This is a genomic window from Chryseobacterium phosphatilyticum (genome assembly GCF_002899825.2).
Classification (GTDB): Bacteria; Bacteroidota; Bacteroidia; order Flavobacteriales; family Weeksellaceae; genus Chryseobacterium; species Chryseobacterium phosphatilyticum.
Genome location: NZ_PPED02000003.1, coordinates 38,781 through 57,209, shown reverse-complemented (window position 1 = coordinate 57,209; position 18,429 = coordinate 38,781). Strand labels below are relative to the sequence as shown.

At 35.9% G+C, this 18,429-nt stretch carries 19 protein-coding genes and 7 tRNA genes; 11 read left to right on the top strand and 15 right to left on the bottom strand.

Annotated features, from left to right (window positions below; translation table 11 throughout):
• Positions 1 to 46: 46 nt before the first annotated feature.
• Positions 47 to 1,072 carry an N-acetylmuramoyl-L-alanine amidase gene (locus C1631_RS12295; RefSeq protein WP_103249050.1) on the bottom strand — a complete coding sequence of 342 codons (1,026 nt, stop codon included), beginning with the start codon at positions 1,070 to 1,072 and terminating at the stop codon, positions 47 to 49.
• A gap of 135 nt (positions 1,073 to 1,207) precedes the next feature.
• Here C1631_RS12295 and C1631_RS12290 point away from each other — a divergent pair.
• The 4 genes from C1631_RS12290 to C1631_RS12275 all read left to right on the top strand — a co-directional run bounded on the left by C1631_RS12290 (position 1,208) and on the right by C1631_RS12275 (position 1,953).
• Positions 1,208 to 1,292: transfer RNA gene (locus C1631_RS12290), tRNA-Ser, on the top strand.
• A gap of 14 nt (positions 1,293 to 1,306) precedes the next feature.
• Positions 1,307 to 1,381, top strand: a tRNA-Pro gene (locus C1631_RS12285).
• 42 nt (positions 1,382 to 1,423) lie between these two features.
• Positions 1,424 to 1,497, top strand: a tRNA-Arg gene (locus tag C1631_RS12280).
• 183 nt (positions 1,498 to 1,680) lie between these two features.
• A complete protein-coding gene (locus tag C1631_RS12275) occupies positions 1,681 to 1,953 on the top strand; it encodes a GIY-YIG nuclease family protein (protein ID WP_103249051.1) in 273 nt (90 codons plus the stop codon).
• 448 nt (positions 1,954 to 2,401) lie between these two features.
• Here C1631_RS12275 and C1631_RS12265 read toward each other — a convergent pair whose 3' ends face one another.
• The 10 genes from C1631_RS12265 to C1631_RS12220 form a co-directional block, all read right to left on the bottom strand.
• Positions 2,402 to 2,680, bottom strand: coding sequence for a hypothetical protein (locus tag C1631_RS12265; protein ID WP_103248317.1), 279 nt, complete (start codon positions 2,678 to 2,680; stop codon positions 2,402 to 2,404).
• Between the two features lie 4 nt (positions 2,681 to 2,684).
• Positions 2,685 to 3,503 carry a helix-turn-helix domain-containing protein gene (locus C1631_RS12260; protein WP_109712433.1) on the bottom strand — a complete coding sequence of 273 codons (819 nt, stop codon included), beginning with the start codon at positions 3,501 to 3,503 and terminating at the stop codon, positions 2,685 to 2,687.
• Positions 3,504 to 3,518: 15 nt separating this feature from the next.
• Positions 3,519 to 3,923 (bottom strand): GlcG/HbpS family heme-binding protein, encoded by a 405-nt coding sequence (locus tag C1631_RS12255; RefSeq protein ID WP_103248316.1) that lies wholly within the window; start codon positions 3,921 to 3,923, stop codon positions 3,519 to 3,521.
• Positions 3,924 to 3,993: 70 nt separating this feature from the next.
• Positions 3,994 to 4,785 (bottom strand): SDR family oxidoreductase, encoded by a 792-nt coding sequence (locus C1631_RS12250; protein ID WP_103248315.1) that lies wholly within the window; start codon positions 4,783 to 4,785, stop codon positions 3,994 to 3,996.
• Positions 4,786 to 4,953: 168 nt separating this feature from the next.
• Positions 4,954 to 5,859: a complement C1q domain-containing protein gene (locus C1631_RS12245; RefSeq protein ID WP_228441196.1), complete on the bottom strand. Its 906-nt coding sequence runs from the start codon at positions 5,857 to 5,859 to the stop codon at positions 4,954 to 4,956.
• A gap of 12 nt (positions 5,860 to 5,871) precedes the next feature.
• Entirely contained in the window at positions 5,872 to 6,720 is an 849-nt protein-coding gene (locus C1631_RS12240) for a complement C1q domain-containing protein (protein ID WP_103248313.1), read from the bottom strand.
• Between the two features lie 13 nt (positions 6,721 to 6,733).
• Positions 6,734 to 7,639 (bottom strand): hypothetical protein, encoded by a 906-nt coding sequence (locus C1631_RS12235; RefSeq protein WP_103248312.1) that lies wholly within the window; start codon positions 7,637 to 7,639, stop codon positions 6,734 to 6,736.
• Between the two features lie 64 nt (positions 7,640 to 7,703).
• The gene (locus C1631_RS12230) at positions 7,704 to 8,027 is read right to left on the bottom strand and encodes a transposase (protein ID WP_103248311.1); all 324 of its coding nucleotides are present in this window, start codon (positions 8,025 to 8,027) and stop codon (positions 7,704 to 7,706) included.
• Positions 8,028 to 8,140: 113 nt separating this feature from the next.
• Positions 8,141 to 8,587, bottom strand: a complete 447-nt coding sequence (locus C1631_RS12225) for a transposase (protein WP_306461381.1) — start codon at positions 8,585 to 8,587, stop codon at positions 8,141 to 8,143.
• A gap of 809 nt (positions 8,588 to 9,396) precedes the next feature.
• The gene (locus C1631_RS12220; RefSeq protein ID WP_103248310.1) at positions 9,397 to 10,389 is read right to left on the bottom strand and encodes a hypothetical protein; all 993 of its coding nucleotides are present in this window, start codon (positions 10,387 to 10,389) and stop codon (positions 9,397 to 9,399) included.
• Between the two features lie 471 nt (positions 10,390 to 10,860).
• On the opposite strand from C1631_RS12220, the gene C1631_RS12215 reads away from it, so the two are divergent.
• From C1631_RS12215 to C1631_RS12205, 3 genes are all read left to right on the top strand, one after another.
• Entirely contained in the window at positions 10,861 to 11,682 is an 822-nt protein-coding gene (locus C1631_RS12215; protein ID WP_103249870.1) for a 5'-nucleotidase, lipoprotein e(P4) family, read from the top strand.
• A 193-nt stretch (positions 11,683 to 11,875) separates the two neighbouring features.
• Positions 11,876 to 12,769: a helix-turn-helix domain-containing protein gene (locus tag C1631_RS12210; RefSeq protein WP_109712429.1), complete on the top strand. Its 894-nt coding sequence runs from the start codon at positions 11,876 to 11,878 to the stop codon at positions 12,767 to 12,769.
• 81 nt (positions 12,770 to 12,850) lie between these two features.
• Complete coding sequence (locus C1631_RS12205) at positions 12,851 to 13,681, top strand: oxidoreductase (RefSeq protein ID WP_109712427.1); 831 nt, start codon at positions 12,851 to 12,853, stop codon at positions 13,679 to 13,681.
• A gap of 71 nt (positions 13,682 to 13,752) precedes the next feature.
• Here C1631_RS12205 and C1631_RS12200 read toward each other — a convergent pair whose 3' ends face one another.
• Positions 13,753 to 15,066 carry a hypothetical protein gene (locus tag C1631_RS12200; RefSeq protein ID WP_109712425.1) on the bottom strand — a complete coding sequence of 438 codons (1,314 nt, stop codon included), beginning with the start codon at positions 15,064 to 15,066 and terminating at the stop codon, positions 13,753 to 13,755.
• Positions 15,067 to 15,199: 133 nt separating this feature from the next.
• Entirely contained in the window at positions 15,200 to 15,724 is a 525-nt protein-coding gene (locus C1631_RS12195; RefSeq protein WP_165828289.1) for a thermonuclease family protein, read from the bottom strand.
• Positions 15,725 to 16,143: 419 nt separating this feature from the next.
• Here C1631_RS12195 and C1631_RS12190 point away from each other — a divergent pair.
• From C1631_RS12190 to C1631_RS12175, 4 genes are all read left to right on the top strand, one after another.
• Positions 16,144 to 16,218, top strand: a tRNA-Pro gene (locus C1631_RS12190).
• Between the two features lie 12 nt (positions 16,219 to 16,230).
• Positions 16,231 to 16,304, top strand: a tRNA-Arg gene (locus C1631_RS12185).
• 97 nt (positions 16,305 to 16,401) lie between these two features.
• Positions 16,402 to 16,476 (top strand) — tRNA-Pro (locus tag C1631_RS12180).
• 13 nt (positions 16,477 to 16,489) lie between these two features.
• Positions 16,490 to 16,563, top strand: a tRNA-Arg gene (locus tag C1631_RS12175).
• Between the two features lie 131 nt (positions 16,564 to 16,694).
• Here the strand turns inward: C1631_RS12175 and C1631_RS12170 are convergent.
• Both C1631_RS12170 and C1631_RS12165 read right to left on the bottom strand, forming a co-directional pair.
• Positions 16,695 to 17,612, bottom strand: coding sequence for a helix-turn-helix domain-containing protein (locus tag C1631_RS12170; RefSeq protein WP_109712421.1), 918 nt, complete (start codon positions 17,610 to 17,612; stop codon positions 16,695 to 16,697).
• 55 nt (positions 17,613 to 17,667) lie between these two features.
• Positions 17,668 to 18,387 carry an SDR family NAD(P)-dependent oxidoreductase gene (locus C1631_RS12165; RefSeq protein WP_103247601.1) on the bottom strand — a complete coding sequence of 240 codons (720 nt, stop codon included), beginning with the start codon at positions 18,385 to 18,387 and terminating at the stop codon, positions 17,668 to 17,670.
• Positions 18,388 to 18,429: the final 42 nt, after the last annotated feature.

Genomic DNA, 18,429 nt, shown 5'->3' with positions numbered 1-18,429 from the left:
GCATAAAGTTAGCAAAAACGCATCTAACGATGCGTTTTAATTTAATTTATTTTACCGGATATTTTTGATTTAAGGATTGTAGTATTGCCCATGTTTCAGCATCCATAATTCCGTCATAATTCTGCGGACGATAATGATATTGGAAAGCTTCAATAGTCTTTTTGGTTGCATCATCCCATTTTCCGCTAGGTTCTACTCCATATCCGAATTTCTGCAGTCCTGTCTGGATAAGGAAGATAAAAGAAGCATCATTGTATCTGAGAGGAAACTCTGTCTGTGCAAGATCGAAATAATTTTGCTTTGCCGTTTCATCATACCACATTCCCAGTTGATACTGGTCATATAATTTTTTCCATGGGAACATTGGTCCCGGATCTTGTTTTCTTGTAGGGGCAATATCGGCGTGTGCAAGAACATTGGTTGCGGGAATCTGATATCTTGTAACAATATCCTTTGCCAAAGCAGCCACTTTTCTTATCTGCTCATCACTGAAAGATGCAAATATTCTTTTACCACTGGCATCTGTAGAATAGCCTGCATTCACAATTTCAATTCCAATAGAGGTATCGTTAAGGTTTTTGTCATTTCTCCATGAGCTTACTCCTGCATGATAAGAACGTTTGTTTTCATCTACAAGCTGATAAATTTCGTTATCACCGGTATTATTTACCAGATAGTGGGCACTGACCGCCTGCTGGGTAAGAACCATGATCGACTTATCATCCGGAAGCGCTGTATAATGCAATATTAAATAACGCTGTCTGAAATTTTGTGCAATAGCAGGAAAATATGTTTTCACTACTTTATAGCCTATAGGTTTTGCAGATACAATAGAACCATAGCTCGCCGTATTATCATTCTTTGTTGGGTCTGCTATATTAGTAGTAAAAAAGTCTACTCCATGATCCGATACAACTTTTGGTTTCGGAACTTCCGGAGTTTGTGTTTTAACTACCGGTTTTCCCTGTACCACGGGAGTTTTCGGTTTGTATGTATTTTTTTTTACATTTTGCTGGGAAGTACATGAAAAAACGAATGTGCTTAATCCGATGATATATAATGTTTTACGCATCAGTTTGGTTTTTGAATGATTTATTACCTCAAAAATACACAAATTTTTCTTGAATTTTATTTGGTAAATAAAGAAATCTATTCTATATTTGCACTCGCAATAACGGAATAACGATCATTAAAAAATAAACAAAAAGGAGGGTTGCCAGAGTGGTTAATGGAGCAGTTTGCTAAACTGTCGACGCGAAAGTGTCGCAAGGGTTCGAATCCCTTACCCTCCGCTCATTTATATATTCGGGGCGTAGCGTAGTCCGGTCATCGCGCCTGGTTTGGGACCAGGAGGTCGCAGGTTCGAATCCTGCCGCCCCGACTTTTTTAATGCGCTTATCATAAAGCGAGAATCAACTTCTAAGGGTGCGTAGCTCAGCTGGATAGAGCATCTGCCTTCTAAGCAGACGGTCAAAGGTTCGAATCCTTTCGCGCTCACAAAAAACCTCATCATTTTTATGGTGAGGTTTTTTGTTTTATTACCACATTTTTAATTTTAAAACTTAATCAGTAAGGATAAAGCATCCCGATTTTTAATCGGTACGGTCAAAGGTTCGAATCCTTTCGCGATCACAAAAACCTCATCATTTTTTATGGTGTTTTTTTGTTTATCTTAACAACATGTGTTATTGTTACATTCTCTACTCTATTTCTTTGGATCAATATTATGTTGGCCATTGCTGTGAAGAATTACAGGAAAGGCTTAGAAAGCACCTTTCAGAGCATAAAGGCTTTACTTCAAAAACTAAAGACTGGATTATTGTTTATACAGAAGAATTCACTTCTAAAAAGGAAGCATACAAGAGAGAACGACAAATCAAAGCGTGGAAAAGCAAAATTAGAATCCAGAAACTTATCAATTTCAGGGATCTGATAGAGCATCCCGATTTTTAATCGGGACGGTCAAAGGTTCGAATCCTTTCGCGCTCACAAAAAACCTCATCATTTTTATGGTGAGGTTTTTTGTTTATCTTAACAACATGTGTTATTGTTATATTCTCTACTCCATTTCTTTGGATCAATATTATGTCAGGCCAGGAAAGACTTAGAAAGCAGCTTTCAGAGCATAAAGGCTTTACTTCAAAAACTAAAGACCTACAAATCAAAGTGTGGAAAAGCAAAATTAAATCTCAGTTTAAGATACTTTGTAAATCTGCAAAATAGAGTGATAAACGATAGTGCAGGAATGTATCAATACACAATAAACCAAAGAACAATCCTGTAAACCCTAACGATAATCCTCTGTAATAATCAGCTGTGAAAATGAAATAGAAAATCAGTGAAACAACAATGAATACAGCCCATACGCTCCTAAATATAGTGTATGACCTTTTTTCACTCTCTACTTTTTATATTCTGCCGCAATTGCTTTTTGAGCATTTTTTTTAAACTTTTGATTTATTTCTTCTGCATATCTGATTCTATTCATTATAAGGTATGTACCGTAACTGGTATTCAATAGCAATAACAATGAAATGGGTATCAGCATACCACGTAAGAGCGTATTTTCACTCCTTACAACCAGAATAATTACCAGTAAGAGCAAAACTGAAATTGAAAGCATCCATTTTCCTTGTTCGGCATCTCCGTTTGCCCAGATTTTTAGTTGAACAAATTCCATTATTTTAGGGTTTAGAATATTGCACTTCTGTGGTCGTTTCACCAAATTTTTGTTTGAAAGAATAATAGAAATGGGAAAGATTTTCAAAACCGAGATCTAAATAAAAATCTGCCGGTTTCTTTCGTTTGTATTTGATTAAGTAATACGCTTCTTCCAGGCGTCTTTCCTTAAGCCACTGCTGCGGCGGGGAGTTAAAAACTCTGGCAAAATCACGTTTGAATCCTGAAACGCTACGCCCTGTTAGTTTAGCAAATGATTCTACGCTGGTATTGAACATAAAATTATTGTTCATGAATTCCTCAAGATCAATAAGATGTGGTTTTGCAAAATCAAACAAAACATATTTAAGGTCAGGATTGTTATCCAGCAGAATTTCAATGGCTTCCCTTATCTTTAGCTCTGCCAGCCTGGGTGTTGCCTCTTTGGTTTTGTTGATATAGGGAGCCAACGAAATAAAATAGCTGTGTAAGAACTCATTGGGCTCAAAAAAAAGTTTTTGCTTTCCCTGGTACCCTTCCTTGATCTTAATTTTATTTTCAAAAGCATAACGCTGGAGCGTCTTACTATCCAATGTAATAGCAATAAACTTATAGTTACCGGATTTTGAAGGATATTTTATCGTTCGGATCAACTGGTTTCGCTTTACCAGCACTACTGTATTTTCCTTAATAATTGTAGTATCATTATCGTGAAAAGCCTGAGTCTCGCCAGCCAGCTGAAATCCTAAAAAATGATCGGGATAATATTCTTCGGTTCCTCTTTGCATTTCAAAAATGCAAGAGTACACCAGCTTATCAAATATTATTTCATATATCGGTTCCATATGAATTTTAAAAAGTTAACTATTGTATTTGCCGATCCCTGCTGTTGCAATTTCTTTGTCCTGTTCTGCTGTTCCGCCAGAGCAACCAATAGCACCAATAATATGACCATCCTTATTCTTTAGAACTACACCTCCCGGAATGGTAAGGAGCCCGCCATTGGAATTGATCATCCCGAAGGCATGCATGTCGGCACCGGAAATAATAGATCCCATAATATCACTGTCAACTCCAAACATAGCTGCAGTTCTGGCTTTTTTCAGAGCAAAATCTATGACCCCATATAAACTATCCAGTCTTGCAAAAGTTACTAAATGTCCACCAGTATCGACTATGGCAATACTCACTGCTATTCCTAAAGATTTAGCTTGTTCTATTGATGCATTCAAGGCTTGAGTTGCCTCATTATAGGTAATATTCATTGTATTTATTTTTTAAACTTTTAAATAGAGAAGCATGGACCATTATGAGCCCATGCTTTTCAAAAACTAATTAACTTTTTGCAGTCCAGGCTTCCGCCTGTAATTGTTTTACAAAATCTTCTGTTTCCTTAGGATGTACATTTCTGAAATTGGAGTTATCATCCAAAGCCACATTTACAATACATTCAGCCATGGACTGTGGGTCTAACTGATGTTCTAAAGATTCTGCTGCTCCATCAAATGCAGAGGGTGGGGTAAAATTAGTTTCAGGGTTATACCATCTGAAGATTGAATCCACACCACGATCATTAAATCCTGTACCGAAAACTCCCGGATTACAGGTTGCAATCTTGATATTGAAATCTGCAAGTTCTGTTCTCAGACCTTCAGCGATAGCACCCATTGCATGCTTTGATGAACAATAAGCTGCAACATATGGAACAGTCCATAATTCTCCCATTGAAGTTGTAAATACAATCTTTGCGGCTTTCTTCTGCTCTACCCATTTCTTAATAAAGCCCTGAGCCAGTTCCAGACCTCCAAAAACGTTCACATCAAACATAGAGCGAATAAGCTCCAAAGGTTGTTCAGCAATTGGTCCTCCTTCCATAATTCCTGCATTACTGATAAGAATATCAACATCGTACTTGTCTACCACATATTTGATATCGCGGGAATTGGAGACATCCAATTTGTCAGCGATCAATTCAACACCCGATTCCTTTGCTTCACGGATCAGATCACTCATCTGCGGGTATACCTGTGCCGTAGCAATTACTTTATACCCTTTTCGGGCCAAATCAAATGCAGCGATTTTTCCAAAACCACTTGCAGCTCCTGTAATTAAAATTGTTTTGCTCATTTAATGTTTATTTAAATTCTAAAACAAAGTTCCTTAAATTACACAAAGCCAATATTGTCTCACGGCTCTATTTCATATTGCTAAAAAGTCCAGTATTGTTTTATGGAAATGTTTAAAATATATTTTACAGATAACGATTTAAAAAGTTCAAAGTCAGGTTAAAACACGCTACTGCTCTACAATGGTAAGTGAATTATAAACTCCGCTACCTGAGATATCGAATTGGCTGATTGTACCATCAAATGCTACGGTAATCCATGTAAAGGGCCTTAATTTATCTCCTTTGTTCAGGTAGACACTTACCGTACAAGCTGAACCTACCGGTACTGCATTCGGACTGGCTCCTGTATCGGAAGCGTACCCATTATTTGTTTTGACCCTTTGAGTAATGTTTCCTGCTGGATTTCTAACCTCCCAGATTGCTTCTGTCTGATTATTTCCTCCCGTATTAACCTGGCTCGATTGTAATGCAAAAGTAAAGGTAGCAAAGTATACTCCAGTTCGTGGAGCGATGAACTCACCGGTAGCCGGGTTAAAGTTATTGGTGGGAACACCGGAGTCAGAATCCAGTTTTTCTGCCCAATTGGTCAAATAGGATGATCTTCTTTGCATAATACCGGATTTAGGTCCAATCTCCGAAGGGGTACCACTTTCAAATACATAGGTATCCTGAGTCGTCTTACTGGCCATTACGATAATACGTGGTTTACCTTTCGGGAAAAAACTAACCCAATTCGTTCCATCCGAAAACTCTAAATATCCTTTCACACCAATGGCAGGGCTTGCAACATATCTCAATGCTCCGGCACCAGCCTGTACAGCTGTTTTATCAGTATTTCCAACTGCTACAGCACCATTGTTTCCGCTGCGCAAATCTATGGCAACTTTTGGATTGGCAACCAATACGCCTAGTTTGCCTGTAGGATCAACAATAACCTTCCCTGCATCAGTTTTGATTTCAACGGGGTTTGTAGGGTTTTCTACCCCTAATCCTATTTGTGCGTTGCTTTGACCAGTCCAGAAAAGGAGTAATACAGATACCCTAATTAAATTCTTTATATTATTTTGCTGCATTATTATTGTTTTTTATAGTTCGCTAATACTTAGGTTATTTAGTTTTCCGTCGTTTAAGGTATTTCTTCCTGAACTTATATTATGCTTTACACTAAATTTAATAGTATTTCCTGTTTTAAGATTAAAAATCGCATTACAGTTTCCACTTATATAGTTACTTACAGCTCCGGCTTGAAATGCAGGATAAGAATTGACGGTTTTGAATATTTGAATATTCTCAACATTCCGGTTGCTTTCTATTGCTGTTTCCATATACGTGTTTTTTGGAATATTACCATTAGCTAAAGTAATATTGAAAGACACCAGATAAAACCCGTCACGGGGAGCAGTAAAAACACCTGTGGAAGGATCGAAATCACCATTCGGGGCAGTCCCCAGATCTACTGTTTCACTCCAGTCAGAGATATAAGTTGTGGAATTCGTTCCTATACTTTGGGCAGAACTTTTATTAGCATTGACAAGTGCTTTGGTGGGTGGGGTAAGTGGTAAGGCAATCCATTGTTCACCATCGGAATATTCTAAAAACCCACCTGTATTATAGCGTATAGCACCTGCTCCAGCCTCTACAGGAGTTTGTGTGCTGGTTCCGAGACCAACAAGTCCTTTATTATCTGTCGAACGAAGATCTACTTTAGCTTTAGGATTTAAAACACCTACTCCCATGTTACCCATGGCATCTACAACCACATCATTGGAAAGCTTTATTGCATCAGGTGTTGTTCCATTGTCTTTCGCTGCATCTATTTGTAAAGGATGTGAGGGTTTGGCTGTAAAAAAACCTACTTGTGCAGCAGTCTTAGACGAGTAAAAAAATAGAATACAAGTAAATGCCTGATATACAATATTGATTTTATTCTTCATAGTAATCTATCTTTTAATGTTCTATAATGGTTAAATTATTAAATCCGTCATCTGGATTAGTGGGATCTGTCGGGTTAGTGGTTACTCTGAGTGCTATGGAGCCACTTGAGATCAGATTATGCCAAAGCCTTGTTACTACCTTTGTACCTGCAGCCAATGTAAGTGTAACTGTACTGGAACCCCCAGCCTGAGTAGACCTCGTAGAATTCGCATCATCTGCAGTACCTGTCATAGACTGTCCGAAGGTTTTATAAACACTCGCCAGCACGGTATTGGTTGTAGTATTATAAAATTGAGATTCTACTCTGGTGCCATCGTTAATCACAGCTCCATTGAAATTAAAGGTCAGCAAAAAGGTATATGTACCATCTCGGGGAGCTGTAAAAACACCTGATGTTCCATCAAAACTGCTACTCATGTCACGTACCACATTCCAATTGTTTATATTGGTAGCTGCTCCTTGCGTTATTGACTGGCTGCTTACTTTACGGGCAACAATTACAACTTTTTGGGGTGCAATATATGCTTTATGCCATACTGAACCATCGGATACCTCAATTTTTGGTCCTGCAGGAACATTGACTACATCATATCTTACAGCGCCAGCGCCAGCATCAACTGCAGTCATAGTCGTTGTACTAAGGCCGAGGGCATTTTCTGTTCCCAGGGATCTCATATCAAGTTTAACCAGGGGAGTTAAAACACCTACTCCAACAAAACCTGTTGTTTTGCTGACAAGAACATCATTAGATACCTGTTCTGCAGATAATGTTCCACTGGATGGATTGTCTTTAGCAGCATCTACATGTAAAGCTCCCTGAGGATTAGATGTACCTATCCCAATTTGGGCATTTACAAGGTCAATACATGGATAAAACACTCCTAAAATGAGCATTAGAAAATGTATTTTCTTTTTCATTTGTATGATTTTTGGATTGAATTTTTAAAATTTCAGACTATTGATTTTTTAATCTGAAGTCTCTTTAGATCAGAATCTGATTTTTCCATTTGGTGATGGTATTCCTGCTCACCTTAAAATGTTTGGCAACTTGAGAATTATTTAATTCATTTCTTTTCTGGTATTGCAATATGTAAGAGATTGCTGATACATCATAAGAACGATGTTTCTGATTGAATTGAGTACTTTCTCTGCAATTGGTATTAAACAGAATATTGTTGATCGTTATAACATCCAATACTGATAAATTCTCTTTGGATAAAAAAATTCTACATACTTCTTTTTTTTCAGGATATTTTATACTGATCATATCACTGTATATTTTTTTATAATCAGGTGTGTTTTTCATGATTTTTTTCACATAATTTCGCCATCAAAAGTACTGTATTTATAAGATATAAAAGAACTTAGGAGCATAGATATAATTCTATAAGTAGAGTGTATTTCGGTTGACAAAATAAATTATTGCGTTTTCTTTGTCGGTTTATACTTGTTTTGCCACTTATACAATGTAGATTTGGGGATTCTGTACTCTTCTATAATTTGTACTTTTGTTTTACTGCCATTTTCAATCTGCTCCAAAATAAAATCCACCAGTTCCCGGGTATAGATATTTTTCCTGTATTGAGGAAGGTTGCTTTTTGTGTTTTTATTATGGGTACAGTCAAGATTGGCTGGTGGGGCGTAAAGGATTAAATATTGGGAGTAGAGTCGAAAGAAATCATACTCCAGTAGTATACTGAATTTTAATAGTATTTCTGTGTCTAAGGTTTTTTGTAAAAGTATTGAATTCAATTCTTCTTCTGTACGTTTTAAAAAATTACAGATTCGAAATGCCTCCATTTTACATTCTTCAATACGTAAACTTATTAAAGAACCTATGTGTATATTTTTTAGATCAATATTCATTGGTTAGGATTATTTTTTAGTTTTTTTTTCATCACTTGGGTTGGTTTACACTATTTTTATAAATAATTTAAACCGAAATATTGCATAGAATTTCTTTAAATAAAAATTTGATCTTCAACACATTATTAACTTTTCTGTAACAGGAACCATCAACCAAAACATATTCATAAAATCGCCCAACAATGACTAGTTAATACAAATAATGATACATCACGCAGCACCTGTTTTTTCCATTCATTTTTTTCAGTTTGTCGACAAATTTGCTTCAAATATCTGAATTCAAAATTGCGGTAAGGTTTTATCTTGTATTGTCAAGCGGTTCATACTGATTTTATAGCTTCGATCATCCATAGAATACTTATCATCAAAACGAACGATTCAACAATGCATATTTGGTCTACACAACAACTTAATCTAAAAAACATTAAATTAAATTTGTCATTAAATATTTAAACCAGTTACATATGGCTTTACTTTATTGCCTTTAAAAACACAATACAATATAAATAAGATGGTCTTGATCAAGCATGTTCTCCTGGCTTTAAACAAATTAGGTTAGCCATATTGTTCTGGTATAATTGATTAAAAAAACAAATGAAAAAACATTTTATGTTCTACTATTGTATTACCTGGTACAGACTCTTCTAGTATTCTCATAATAATTAATAATTCTAACTCATATAGCTAAACTGACAAGCCAGATTATGATGAAGAAATTTCAATGTATAGTTATACAAGTCAAGAAAACAACATAAAGAAATGAACTTCAATATGATAAAGCTCATTTCTAAATTGTAAGCCAATGGTTATCAATTTACTTTATCTAAAGCATATGCCATGATGTTATGGAGATATTTTTCTTGATCAGTATTTATATAGGTACCGGCAATATTAGGATTTCTGAAAACTCCTTCATCCCAAAAGAAAATTACTCTTTCGTTAGCTCCTGTAGTCCAAATACCAGCTTGCGTTGTTGTAATTCCTCCTTCTCTAGCTAAAATTGTTGCCCCCGCAGGCAATTGAGAGTTTAATATTCTACCTGCAGTTTGCATACCTGTAATAGGTGTGTTTCCCGCAACCGTACCAAATACCCCATTTGAACCTATTGTTCCCGCTAATGAGTAAGAAACCCCAGTTCCCGAAGTTACACTACCTGCCCCACCAAATCCCTGATGCGCCGGGGTATTCCTATTAGCATCAAGTAAGACAATGACAACTCCACCAAGATCTGTAAAATCTTTGATCTTTGTGATAGTTGTTGCATCCAGGTCTACAAATGGGTCAAGGCCAATACAGAAAATATCAACAATACTTTTCAATTGTGCACCAGTATAGCTATTGATTTGTGGTGTTTCAAATTGTAAAAAATCTATACCATCAATCTTATTATAAATCCCATTAACACCGTAGTTAAGCTTATTTTGAAGTTGCAAGTTAAATATAGGGAACCCTGTACCTCCTAATGCATAATAATTTCCGTCCCACAATCCTGCCCAGTATCCTATTGTCTTTCTTTTAGATGTTGAAGGTACTATACCACCTGGTAAGCCATCAATATACCCTAACACTCCATTTGCATCTGCAACTAATGTTCTGGTTGCTATGAAAGTCTGATCTTGATTATTTGATCTTGATCCGTCAGGTTTAGTAAAAATGGAATTATTCATTTGATGCCTGGGCAATTCTCTAATTCTCTCAATACCATTAACATCAAGCATTTCGGAAGGATTTATCGTCTTAATCCCTACTTGACTAAAAGCATTGGTAAATACAAGAATTGCAATTAAATTAATTTTTTTCATGTGTTTTTATATTAAAAGGTTTACAATTATTTTTTAACTCATATAAGTAGATGTGATTATATTTCAAAAGAATGGAATATTAGTAGTTAAGCCCTGAGAGTAATAAAAATCATCCTTAATATTATTCTTGTCAATACTCATTAATAAAATCTTTGCAAAGTTCGAATATTAGATTTCACTCTTTATTCTTAATAAGACCAATTTTGTATTGCCAAAAAGATCAACAGATACATTTGCCAATGCTACCAGCCGATGCACAAAAACGCCACCTATCTTCTTCAGCAGATTACTATTACCAGATAAAAACACATCCCCTAATCAATTACCTACATTTTGTGATATGACTAATGGTGGATAGACGTTCTCAATACAATTTTGCTTCCCTGGATTTCCAAGTTTGCAAATACTTCACAAATACAGTCCCTATAAAAATCAAATGTTATAATTTTGTCATTCTCTATTTTTAATTCAATGAAAAATTTCAACTTCATGATCGCAGGCTTACTTGCTGTGACGATCTCATGCAAAACAATAAACCCAACTTCGACGACTACCTTTCAGGATGTGCCTTATCAAAATCTGGGACATAACGGAAAAATATACTCAGCATTTTATCAGCAAAGAGCTGCTGAATATGAAGCCCTTTGCCTGCAGGCATACAATATCGCAAAACTTCGTTTAGATGAAGCCTTAGCCCGAAAATCGGATAAACCGTTAGCAATTGTATCTGATATTGATGAGACTTTCCTTGACAATTCATATTATGCTGTTGAACGTTCTAAAATGGGAAAAAACTATGATCAGAAAACATGGGAAGAGTGGACTGCAAAAGGGATAGCAACTCCACTCACAGGAGCTCAGGATTTTTATCAGTACGCTGCCAGCAAAGGGGTTCAGGTTTTTTACATTACCAACCGGGCAGAACAAGAACGTGCGGGAACATTGAAAAATTTAGAAAGATATAATTTTCCGCTTCAAAACGACACTAATCTTATCCTCCGGTCAAAAGAAAGCAGCAAGGAAAACAGACGAAATGATGTTGCTAAAAATTATAATATTGTTTTGCTCTTAGGAGATAATCTTTCTGATTTCGCTGCAATATTTGATAAAAAGACCGAAGCAGATCGATCTGCAGCTGTGAAAAATTCGGCTAAAGATTTTGGAAAAAGGTTCATTATCATTCCCAATACCGGTTATGGAGACTGGGAAGCCTCATTCTATAGCTACAAATACGATGATTCTGATCAGAAAAAAGATTCATTGATGTACAACGCAGTAAAGAGTACTCCTTAAAAACATTCTGAATACCTATTCCGGTTGAGATAATAAAGTACTAACGTTTATTCAACACATACCTCACTTATTATATGGTGGGGTTTTATTTTTAAAGCCCTGCCCCAAATATTCAGCTTAAAATTCTGACCTTTTGCTTCTATTCTCTTTTTCCGTATTTTGGTATCGTTTTTACACATCCGAAACTTGATCAATGGAAAGCATAGAGGAATTTTACCAGCATAAATCTAGCACCTATCCCGAAAATATATATGAAACGATAGGTCAGTTCAATGCATTCCGTATTGAAGAACGAATGAAGAATAATGCAGAACTTCCTCAGCATATTCGTAGAAATTTCTTTAAAATTATGCTTTTCTCTGGTGAGAACACATTCAAGTATGGTCATCAAACGATTAAGATAAATGGTGATACGTTATTATTTTTCCATCCGGACACCCCTTATTCGTACCTGCCTTTATCTTCAGGCACAAAAGGATATTTTTGTATCTTCAGGAGTGAATTTTTCCAGGGCACTCATAAATTACAGCTAGATCAGCTCCCTCTTTTCAATACTTCCCTACCTCCTGTTTTTAGGTTATCTGAAAATCAATATGAGGAGACCCAACATCTTTTTATCAAAATACTTCATGAAGCACAGAGTGATTATATTTATAAATATGATCTGATCCGGAATTACGTCAGTGAATTGTATTTTCTGGCAATGAAATGGGCTCCTCCTGAAAATATTGTCCAATTCGGAGATGCCGGAAAAAGGATTACTATTATTTTCTCAGAACTACTGGAACAACAGTTTCCTGTTCAGTATAAAACAGATACATTAACACTGCGTCATCCTAAGAATTATGCAGAAAAATTGTCTGTTCATGTCAATTATCTGAATCGGTGTATTAAAAAAGTAACCGGCAAAACAACCAGAGAACATATTTTTGAAAGAATAGGTACTGAAGCGAAGATTCTGCTCAGAGATACCGACTGGACCATTTCTGAAATAAGCGAAGCACTCGGTTTTGATGATCTGGCTCACTTTAATAAATTTTTTAAAAAACAAACCGGAACCAATCCAACTTCATTTCGATTGGTTTGATTTTTACAAATATCAGTATTCTTTCTACCATCATCCCACCATTTGTCTACTTTAATTTTGCATTGATAAAAATATGATAAAATGGAAAATTCAAAAGTATGGTATATTACCGGGGCATCAAAAGGTATGGGTCGCGCATTGACCGAGCAACTACTGCTTCAGGGACAAAAAGTTGCAGCCACATCGAGACAGGCATTAGCATTCTCAGAAATCATCAGAAAAAATGAAAATTATCTTCCGTTACAGGTAGATCTTACTGATGAAAAATCGATTGCAATATCACTTGCACACACACAAAACACTTTTGGCAGAATTGATGTCATTGTAAACAATGCGGGATATGGAATCGGCGGAGCATTGGAAGAACTGTCCGAAAAGGAGATTCATGATAACTTTAACGTCAATTTTTTCGCTGTTACCAGAGTCATTCAGCAGGCTCTTCCCTACTTGCGGAATCAACGTTCAGGACATATTATTAATATTTCATCAATAGCAGGATTTGCACCGGGAATGGGATGGAGCATATATGCTGCTTCTAAATTTGCCGTCAATGGTTTATCAGAAGCTCTTGCCAATGATTTAAAACCACTGGGCATTCATGTTACCTCCGTTTTGCCGGGTTGGTTTCGGACTAGCTTTGCTCACGCTGACTCTATTGTATTTGGTAATAACCGGATTGATGATTATGATTTTATCAGAGAAGCGCATCAAAAATTCAGTGCATCAGATGGTAAACAACAAGGTAATCCTGATAAAATTGCTGATGCATTGTTGACCCTGATAAACTCTCCGAATCCACCTGTACATCTTTTCTTAGGAAATGATGCTTATCAAAGAGCCAAAGATAAAATAACACGGTTATCAAACGAAATAGAAGAATGGAAAAAACTATCGGAGTCAACTGATTTCTAACAGTTTTTAATGTTCATTTAAAAGAGCTCACTATAGAAATAGTGAGCTCTTTGTTTTGCATTATACTTATTTTACTTCTTCTGAGATGCTTCTTTTTTTACAAGCATAAAATCTCCGTTTGTTTCGTTCTTCATTATCGTATAGCCATCCGCCAGTTCAAGTGTCCAACCATCACCAGATATCTTTTTATCTTCTGTTCGGACAGGAGTAGATATTGAAATCTTGTCCCAGTTCGGACTCATTAATGCCCCATTTTCAACCGTCAGAATCCCCCATTTATCTGTAACCCTGATATTAGGATATACAGTTCCTTTATTGTCAATCGGTACAATATTTCTAGGATCAAAAGAGACATTCATCTTTTCAAATTTTATTTCAAAATGAGGTTCATTGATGAATTTAGATTTATATTCAGCAATGAGTTTTTTTGCTTTCTCTTCCCTTCTCGTTTCCTCCACAGTTATTTCTGAGCCATTATAATCATTGGCTGATCTTTTAACAACTTCTTTTACATCAGTAGCAACTTCACTATTGAATGTCTTGATAAAATAGTTGGTCAGATCTGTTTTTGATGTGATTTTTTTATTCCAGTTTTTATCTTTATTATAGAGTAAATACCCATAAACAGGCACTGTGTGATAAGCAAATGATCGTACAAACGTTGCATTCTTAAAAAAATCATTAATCCCATCAACTAAAAAAGCCATGGTTTGCGTTTTATTTCGACCACTTACGATCACTCCTGTAAATTCCGCCATTCCTTCATTGAGCTCCAGAAGATTTTCACTGACATCAGATCCATTATAAAGGCTATGTCTGTATTTTCTGAAAGTAAGCGCATTGGTAAGATGCTCCTTTAATTCTTTTTTTGAAGCAGATCTCATTGCTTTTTTCAAGGCTTCCAGTTCTAAACGAAGGTAAATCCTTCCTTCTTTCTGATCCAGATGATTATTTTCAGTATTATTTAATTCAAATCCTAATGAAGGTTGTATCCTATGAAAGGATTCATGTGCCAATAATCCGATTCTGTTTTGTTTATTTTGAGAGAGTGGCAACATGATCATTGCCCATCTTTTTCCTTTCCAGTTAAGTGCTGTATTGGCAATATTAATATCAACCGGCAAAATTCCGGAGTACACATTTCTATTTAACTTTAAAGTTCCTTCTGTATCGGGTTCATTTGCAAAAACCTCTCTCGTTTTTGTATCTATTAAAAGGATTGGACCATATAAATCTTTGTTCCAAAGTTCAATATTCTTTTGAGAAGCTATTTTAATCTCATCAAAAAATATTGAAATACTATCATGAGAGACTTTTTGCTTTTGTCCGGGTATATGTGGGGTAAATAAAAAAAACAGGAATATCAAAAGAATAGCTTGTCTCATAGTTAAAAAGTTTACATCATTACATCTGTCCTAAGAATAAGGAAGTCTGCACATTACAAATATAATAAATTACATTGCTTTAAATACTAAAGAAACAAGCCTTGAAATATATAATTCCAAGGCTTGTCTTATGCTATATCGTTTGTTTTATTTTCATTTGAGTTTTAGAGGCTTCATATCTCCTGTTTTTTGCCTCTTCCCGTTTTATTTTTCGATATTCCCAGGGAGCAATAGCATGAACATCCTGCCAGAGTCCCGTCTTTTCACTTTGCGCTTTTTCTTGTAATTTACCTAATGAAGGATCTTTGGAATAGTAAAAATACCACCATCCCATTCCGGACTTTATCAACTCTTTAGAGAGGTATTTATCTTTATCATAATATACTTTGGCAATGGAACGTCCATAACGGTCTGTATTGGTTTCAATGAAATTAACTGTTTTACCAAAAACCTGATTTGCAGTAAATTGTTTGGCATTTTTACCAAAAGGTTGCCCTTTTTCCGGGCAATCTACTTCAGCAAGTCTTAGTTTTTTTTGTTGATTTCCGTCAATAAGTACGGTAATGGTATCCCCATCTGAAATTTTTATTACTCTTCCGCTGGTTTGGGAAAATGTCAGCAACGGGAAAAGTAAACTCACAAGCATTAATCGTTTCATTGTGTAAAGATAGGATTTATATAGGATAAAAAATGTTGAGTATGGTATCCAAATCCTTTATTCAAGATAATTTTCTGTATAATGTTCATCATCAGAAACGAAAATTAATGGTATCTATTGATGAAGGTTATTCCTCATCCATTTTTAAATATACATAGGTAACTTTTTTTATTACTTTTTACATGGGCTATAATTTGTCATTAGCCTAAAACCTTTACAAAGTAGAGAATAATCATTAAAATTCTTCTTCATATTTCAAACAGGGTAAGTCAATGGTTATTAACCGGGTAAAGCTGGCAAAAATGAGGTCTCAAAAAGTTAATCAAAAATTATCCTCCATTTTATTTTTTTATTTCAAAAAGTATTGTACCTTTGCAACCGCAAAAACGAAGTAAAATTCGTTATTGATGGCCATTAATCGGGGCGTAGCGTAGTCCGGTCATCGCGCCTGGTTTGGGACCAGGAGGTCGCAGGTTCGAATCCTGCCGCCCCGACTTAAAAATCAAGGGTGCGTAGCTCAGCTGGATAGAGCATCTGCCTTCTAAGCAGACGGTCAAAGGTTCGAATCCTTTCGCGCTCACAAAAGGCTCACAAAAATATTGTGAGTTTTTCTTTTTCAAAAAAGACTTTGTACCTTTACGGGAGTAAAAACAAAGTTGATGATGATGACCATCAATCGGGGCGTAGCGTAGTCCGGTCATCGCGCCTGGTTTGGGACCAGGAGGTCGCAGGTTCGAATCCTGCCGCCCCGACTTAAAAATTCAAGGGTGCGTAGCTCAGCTGGATAGAGCATCTGCCTTCTAAGCAGACGGTCAAAGGTTCGAATCCTTTCGCGCTCACATAATGAGACAACTTTTAAAAAGTTGTCTCATTTTTTATACCTATAAAAATGCATAACCCAAACTTTTACACCTTGGATATTTAGAGTTCATTTGATACTAATTTTAATGATTAAGTTATGATAAAACAATCAGTTAAAACTTCCTCTGAATTCCAGCGGACTTTGGGCTGTCTTGCTTTTAAACAGCTTGCTGAATGACTGAGAATGTTCAAATCCCATTTCATAAGCAATTTCACTGACAGATAAATTTGTGGTAGATAATTTTTCTTTGGCTACTTCTATCAGTTTGTTGTGTATATGCTGTTGTGTATTTTGTCCGGTCAGTGTTTTCAGTAAAGTACTTAAATATTTGGGGGAAATATTGAGTTCATCTGCAATAAACTGTACGGAAAGCAATCCTTTCTCTGCAATTTTATGTTCAAAATATTCATCAAGTAATTTCTCTAGCCTTTCCAGAATCTGGTGATTGCTTTTTTCCCTTGTTATGAACTGACGATTGTAAAATCTTTCTGAATAATTAAGCAGGCTTTCAATCTGTGAAATGATAATCTGCTTACTGAATTGATCTATATTCGTTTGATATTCCTGTTTAATGTTATCAATAATGCTATTCAGCGTTTTTTGTTCCTTTTCGGAAAGAAACAGTGCTTCATTCACTGAATAATCAAAATACTCGTATCTTCTGATACCTTTAGCAAGTACCGTATTCCACAAAAAATCAGGATGAATAAGCAACAGCCAGCCTGAACGTTCCTCTTTGACAGCAGGATCAGATTGAATCCTGAAAACCTGGTTGGGCTCCATAAATGCCATAAGCCCGTCATCAAAATCAAACTCCTGTTGTCCATAATACATCTTTCCACCAATTCCTCTCTTTAAGGAAATCATATAGAAATCTAAAACCAGATTTACTTCATCAATGTTAGCGGGTCTTTTGATAGAAGAATAATCAATAATACTGACAAGCGGGTGCTCAGGATTTGGCAAACCACGCAATCGATGGAATTCGCTTATTGTTTTAATTCTTTGTGTCTCTCTTTGCTCCATACCACAAATTTAATTTTATTTTTCTGGTTAATTGCTTATACATTCATTGTTTGTTTTACCAAGGCAATTCATCTCCATTTCTATCAAAAAATTTACCCGTGGGTACATCAGATAAAGTGGAAAATTTCACAATTATACCTGCTGCCTCCTCTGCTGTCTGTGTTCCCTGATACTGATTAAGGTTAGTGGCCGTGTAGCCTGGTTCAACGCTTAATATTTTAAAATGGGTATTTTGAAATTCTTTGGCCAGCAACAGAGTAAAAGCATTCAATGCAGTTTTAGAAGAGCTGTATGCATCGTATATCCTATAATTAGGATTTTGAGAATTGCTTTGAACAGACAGCGAACCTAAGGGACTTGAAACATTAATAATCCGAGGTTCATCTGACTTTTCCAGCAAATCAATAAACTGTTGAGTGGTCTGCACAGCACCAAAAAAATTGGTTTCGAAAACATTTCTTAAATTACTGAGATTATTTGCAGACATATTCTGCGGCTGTTCGCCTACAATAGCCGCATTGTTGATCAGCACATCCAACTGTTGGGCCTTAGCCTCCAGTTTTTCTTTGGCAGATCTTACTGAATCAATATCTGTGACATCCAATTGAATAAACTCTACATTATCAAATCCCAGTTCGTTTAATTTATTTTGGGCCTCAATTCCATTGGCTTCATTGCGGCTTCCGAGATATACATGATAACCTAATTGTGACAACTGTTTGGCGGTTTCAAAGCCAATCCCCTGATTGGCTCCTGTAATAAGTACTTTTTTCATTTTTTGATTTTTAATGGTTATAGTGCTTCGATATGCGCAAAT

Coding starts and splice junctions, on each gene's coding strand:
- C1631_RS12205 (WP_109712427.1), top strand. CDS start 12,851: ATGGAAAATTCAAAAGTATGGTATATTACCGGGGCATCAAAAGGTATG.
- C1631_RS12295 (WP_103249050.1), bottom strand. CDS start 1,072: ATGCGTAAAACATTATATATCATCGGATTAAGCACATTCGTTTTTTCA.
- C1631_RS12195 (WP_165828289.1), bottom strand. CDS start 15,724: ATGAAACGATTAATGCTTGTGAGTTTACTTTTCCCGTTGCTGACATTT.
- C1631_RS12200 (WP_109712425.1), bottom strand. CDS start 15,066: ATGAGACAAGCTATTCTTTTGATATTCCTGTTTTTTTTATTTACCCCA.
- C1631_RS12245 (WP_228441196.1), bottom strand. CDS start 5,859: ATGCAGCAAAATAATATAAAGAATTTAATTAGGGTATCTGTATTACTC.
- C1631_RS12170 (WP_109712421.1), bottom strand. CDS start 17,612: ATGGAGCAAAGAGAGACACAAAGAATTAAAACAATAAGCGAATTCCAT.
- C1631_RS12275 (WP_103249051.1), top strand. CDS start 1,681: ATGTGTTATTGTTACATTCTCTACTCTATTTCTTTGGATCAATATTAT.
- C1631_RS12250 (WP_103248315.1), bottom strand. CDS start 4,785: ATGAGCAAAACAATTTTAATTACAGGAGCTGCAAGTGGTTTTGGAAAA.
- C1631_RS12260 (WP_109712433.1), bottom strand. CDS start 3,503: ATGGAACCGATATATGAAATAATATTTGATAAGCTGGTGTACTCTTGC.
- C1631_RS12215 (WP_103249870.1), top strand. CDS start 10,861: ATGAAAAATTTCAACTTCATGATCGCAGGCTTACTTGCTGTGACGATC.
- C1631_RS12240 (WP_103248313.1), bottom strand. CDS start 6,720: ATGAAGAATAAAATCAATATTGTATATCAGGCATTTACTTGTATTCTA.
- C1631_RS12165 (WP_103247601.1), bottom strand. CDS start 18,387: ATGAAAAAAGTACTTATTACAGGAGCCAATCAGGGGATTGGCTTTGAA.
- C1631_RS12225 (WP_306461381.1), bottom strand. CDS start 8,587: ATGAATATTGATCTAAAAAATATACACATAGGTTCTTTAATAAGTTTA.
- C1631_RS12265 (WP_103248317.1), bottom strand. CDS start 2,680: ATGGAATTTGTTCAACTAAAAATCTGGGCAAACGGAGATGCCGAACAA.
- C1631_RS12220 (WP_103248310.1), bottom strand. CDS start 10,389: ATGAAAAAAATTAATTTAATTGCAATTCTTGTATTTACCAATGCTTTT.
- C1631_RS12210 (WP_109712429.1), top strand. CDS start 11,876: ATGGAAAGCATAGAGGAATTTTACCAGCATAAATCTAGCACCTATCCC.
- C1631_RS12230 (WP_103248311.1), bottom strand. CDS start 8,027: ATGAAAAACACACCTGATTATAAAAAAATATACAGTGATATGATCAGT.
- C1631_RS12235 (WP_103248312.1), bottom strand. CDS start 7,639: ATGAAAAAGAAAATACATTTTCTAATGCTCATTTTAGGAGTGTTTTAT.
- C1631_RS12255 (WP_103248316.1), bottom strand. CDS start 3,923: ATGAATATTACCTATAATGAGGCAACTCAAGCCTTGAATGCATCAATA.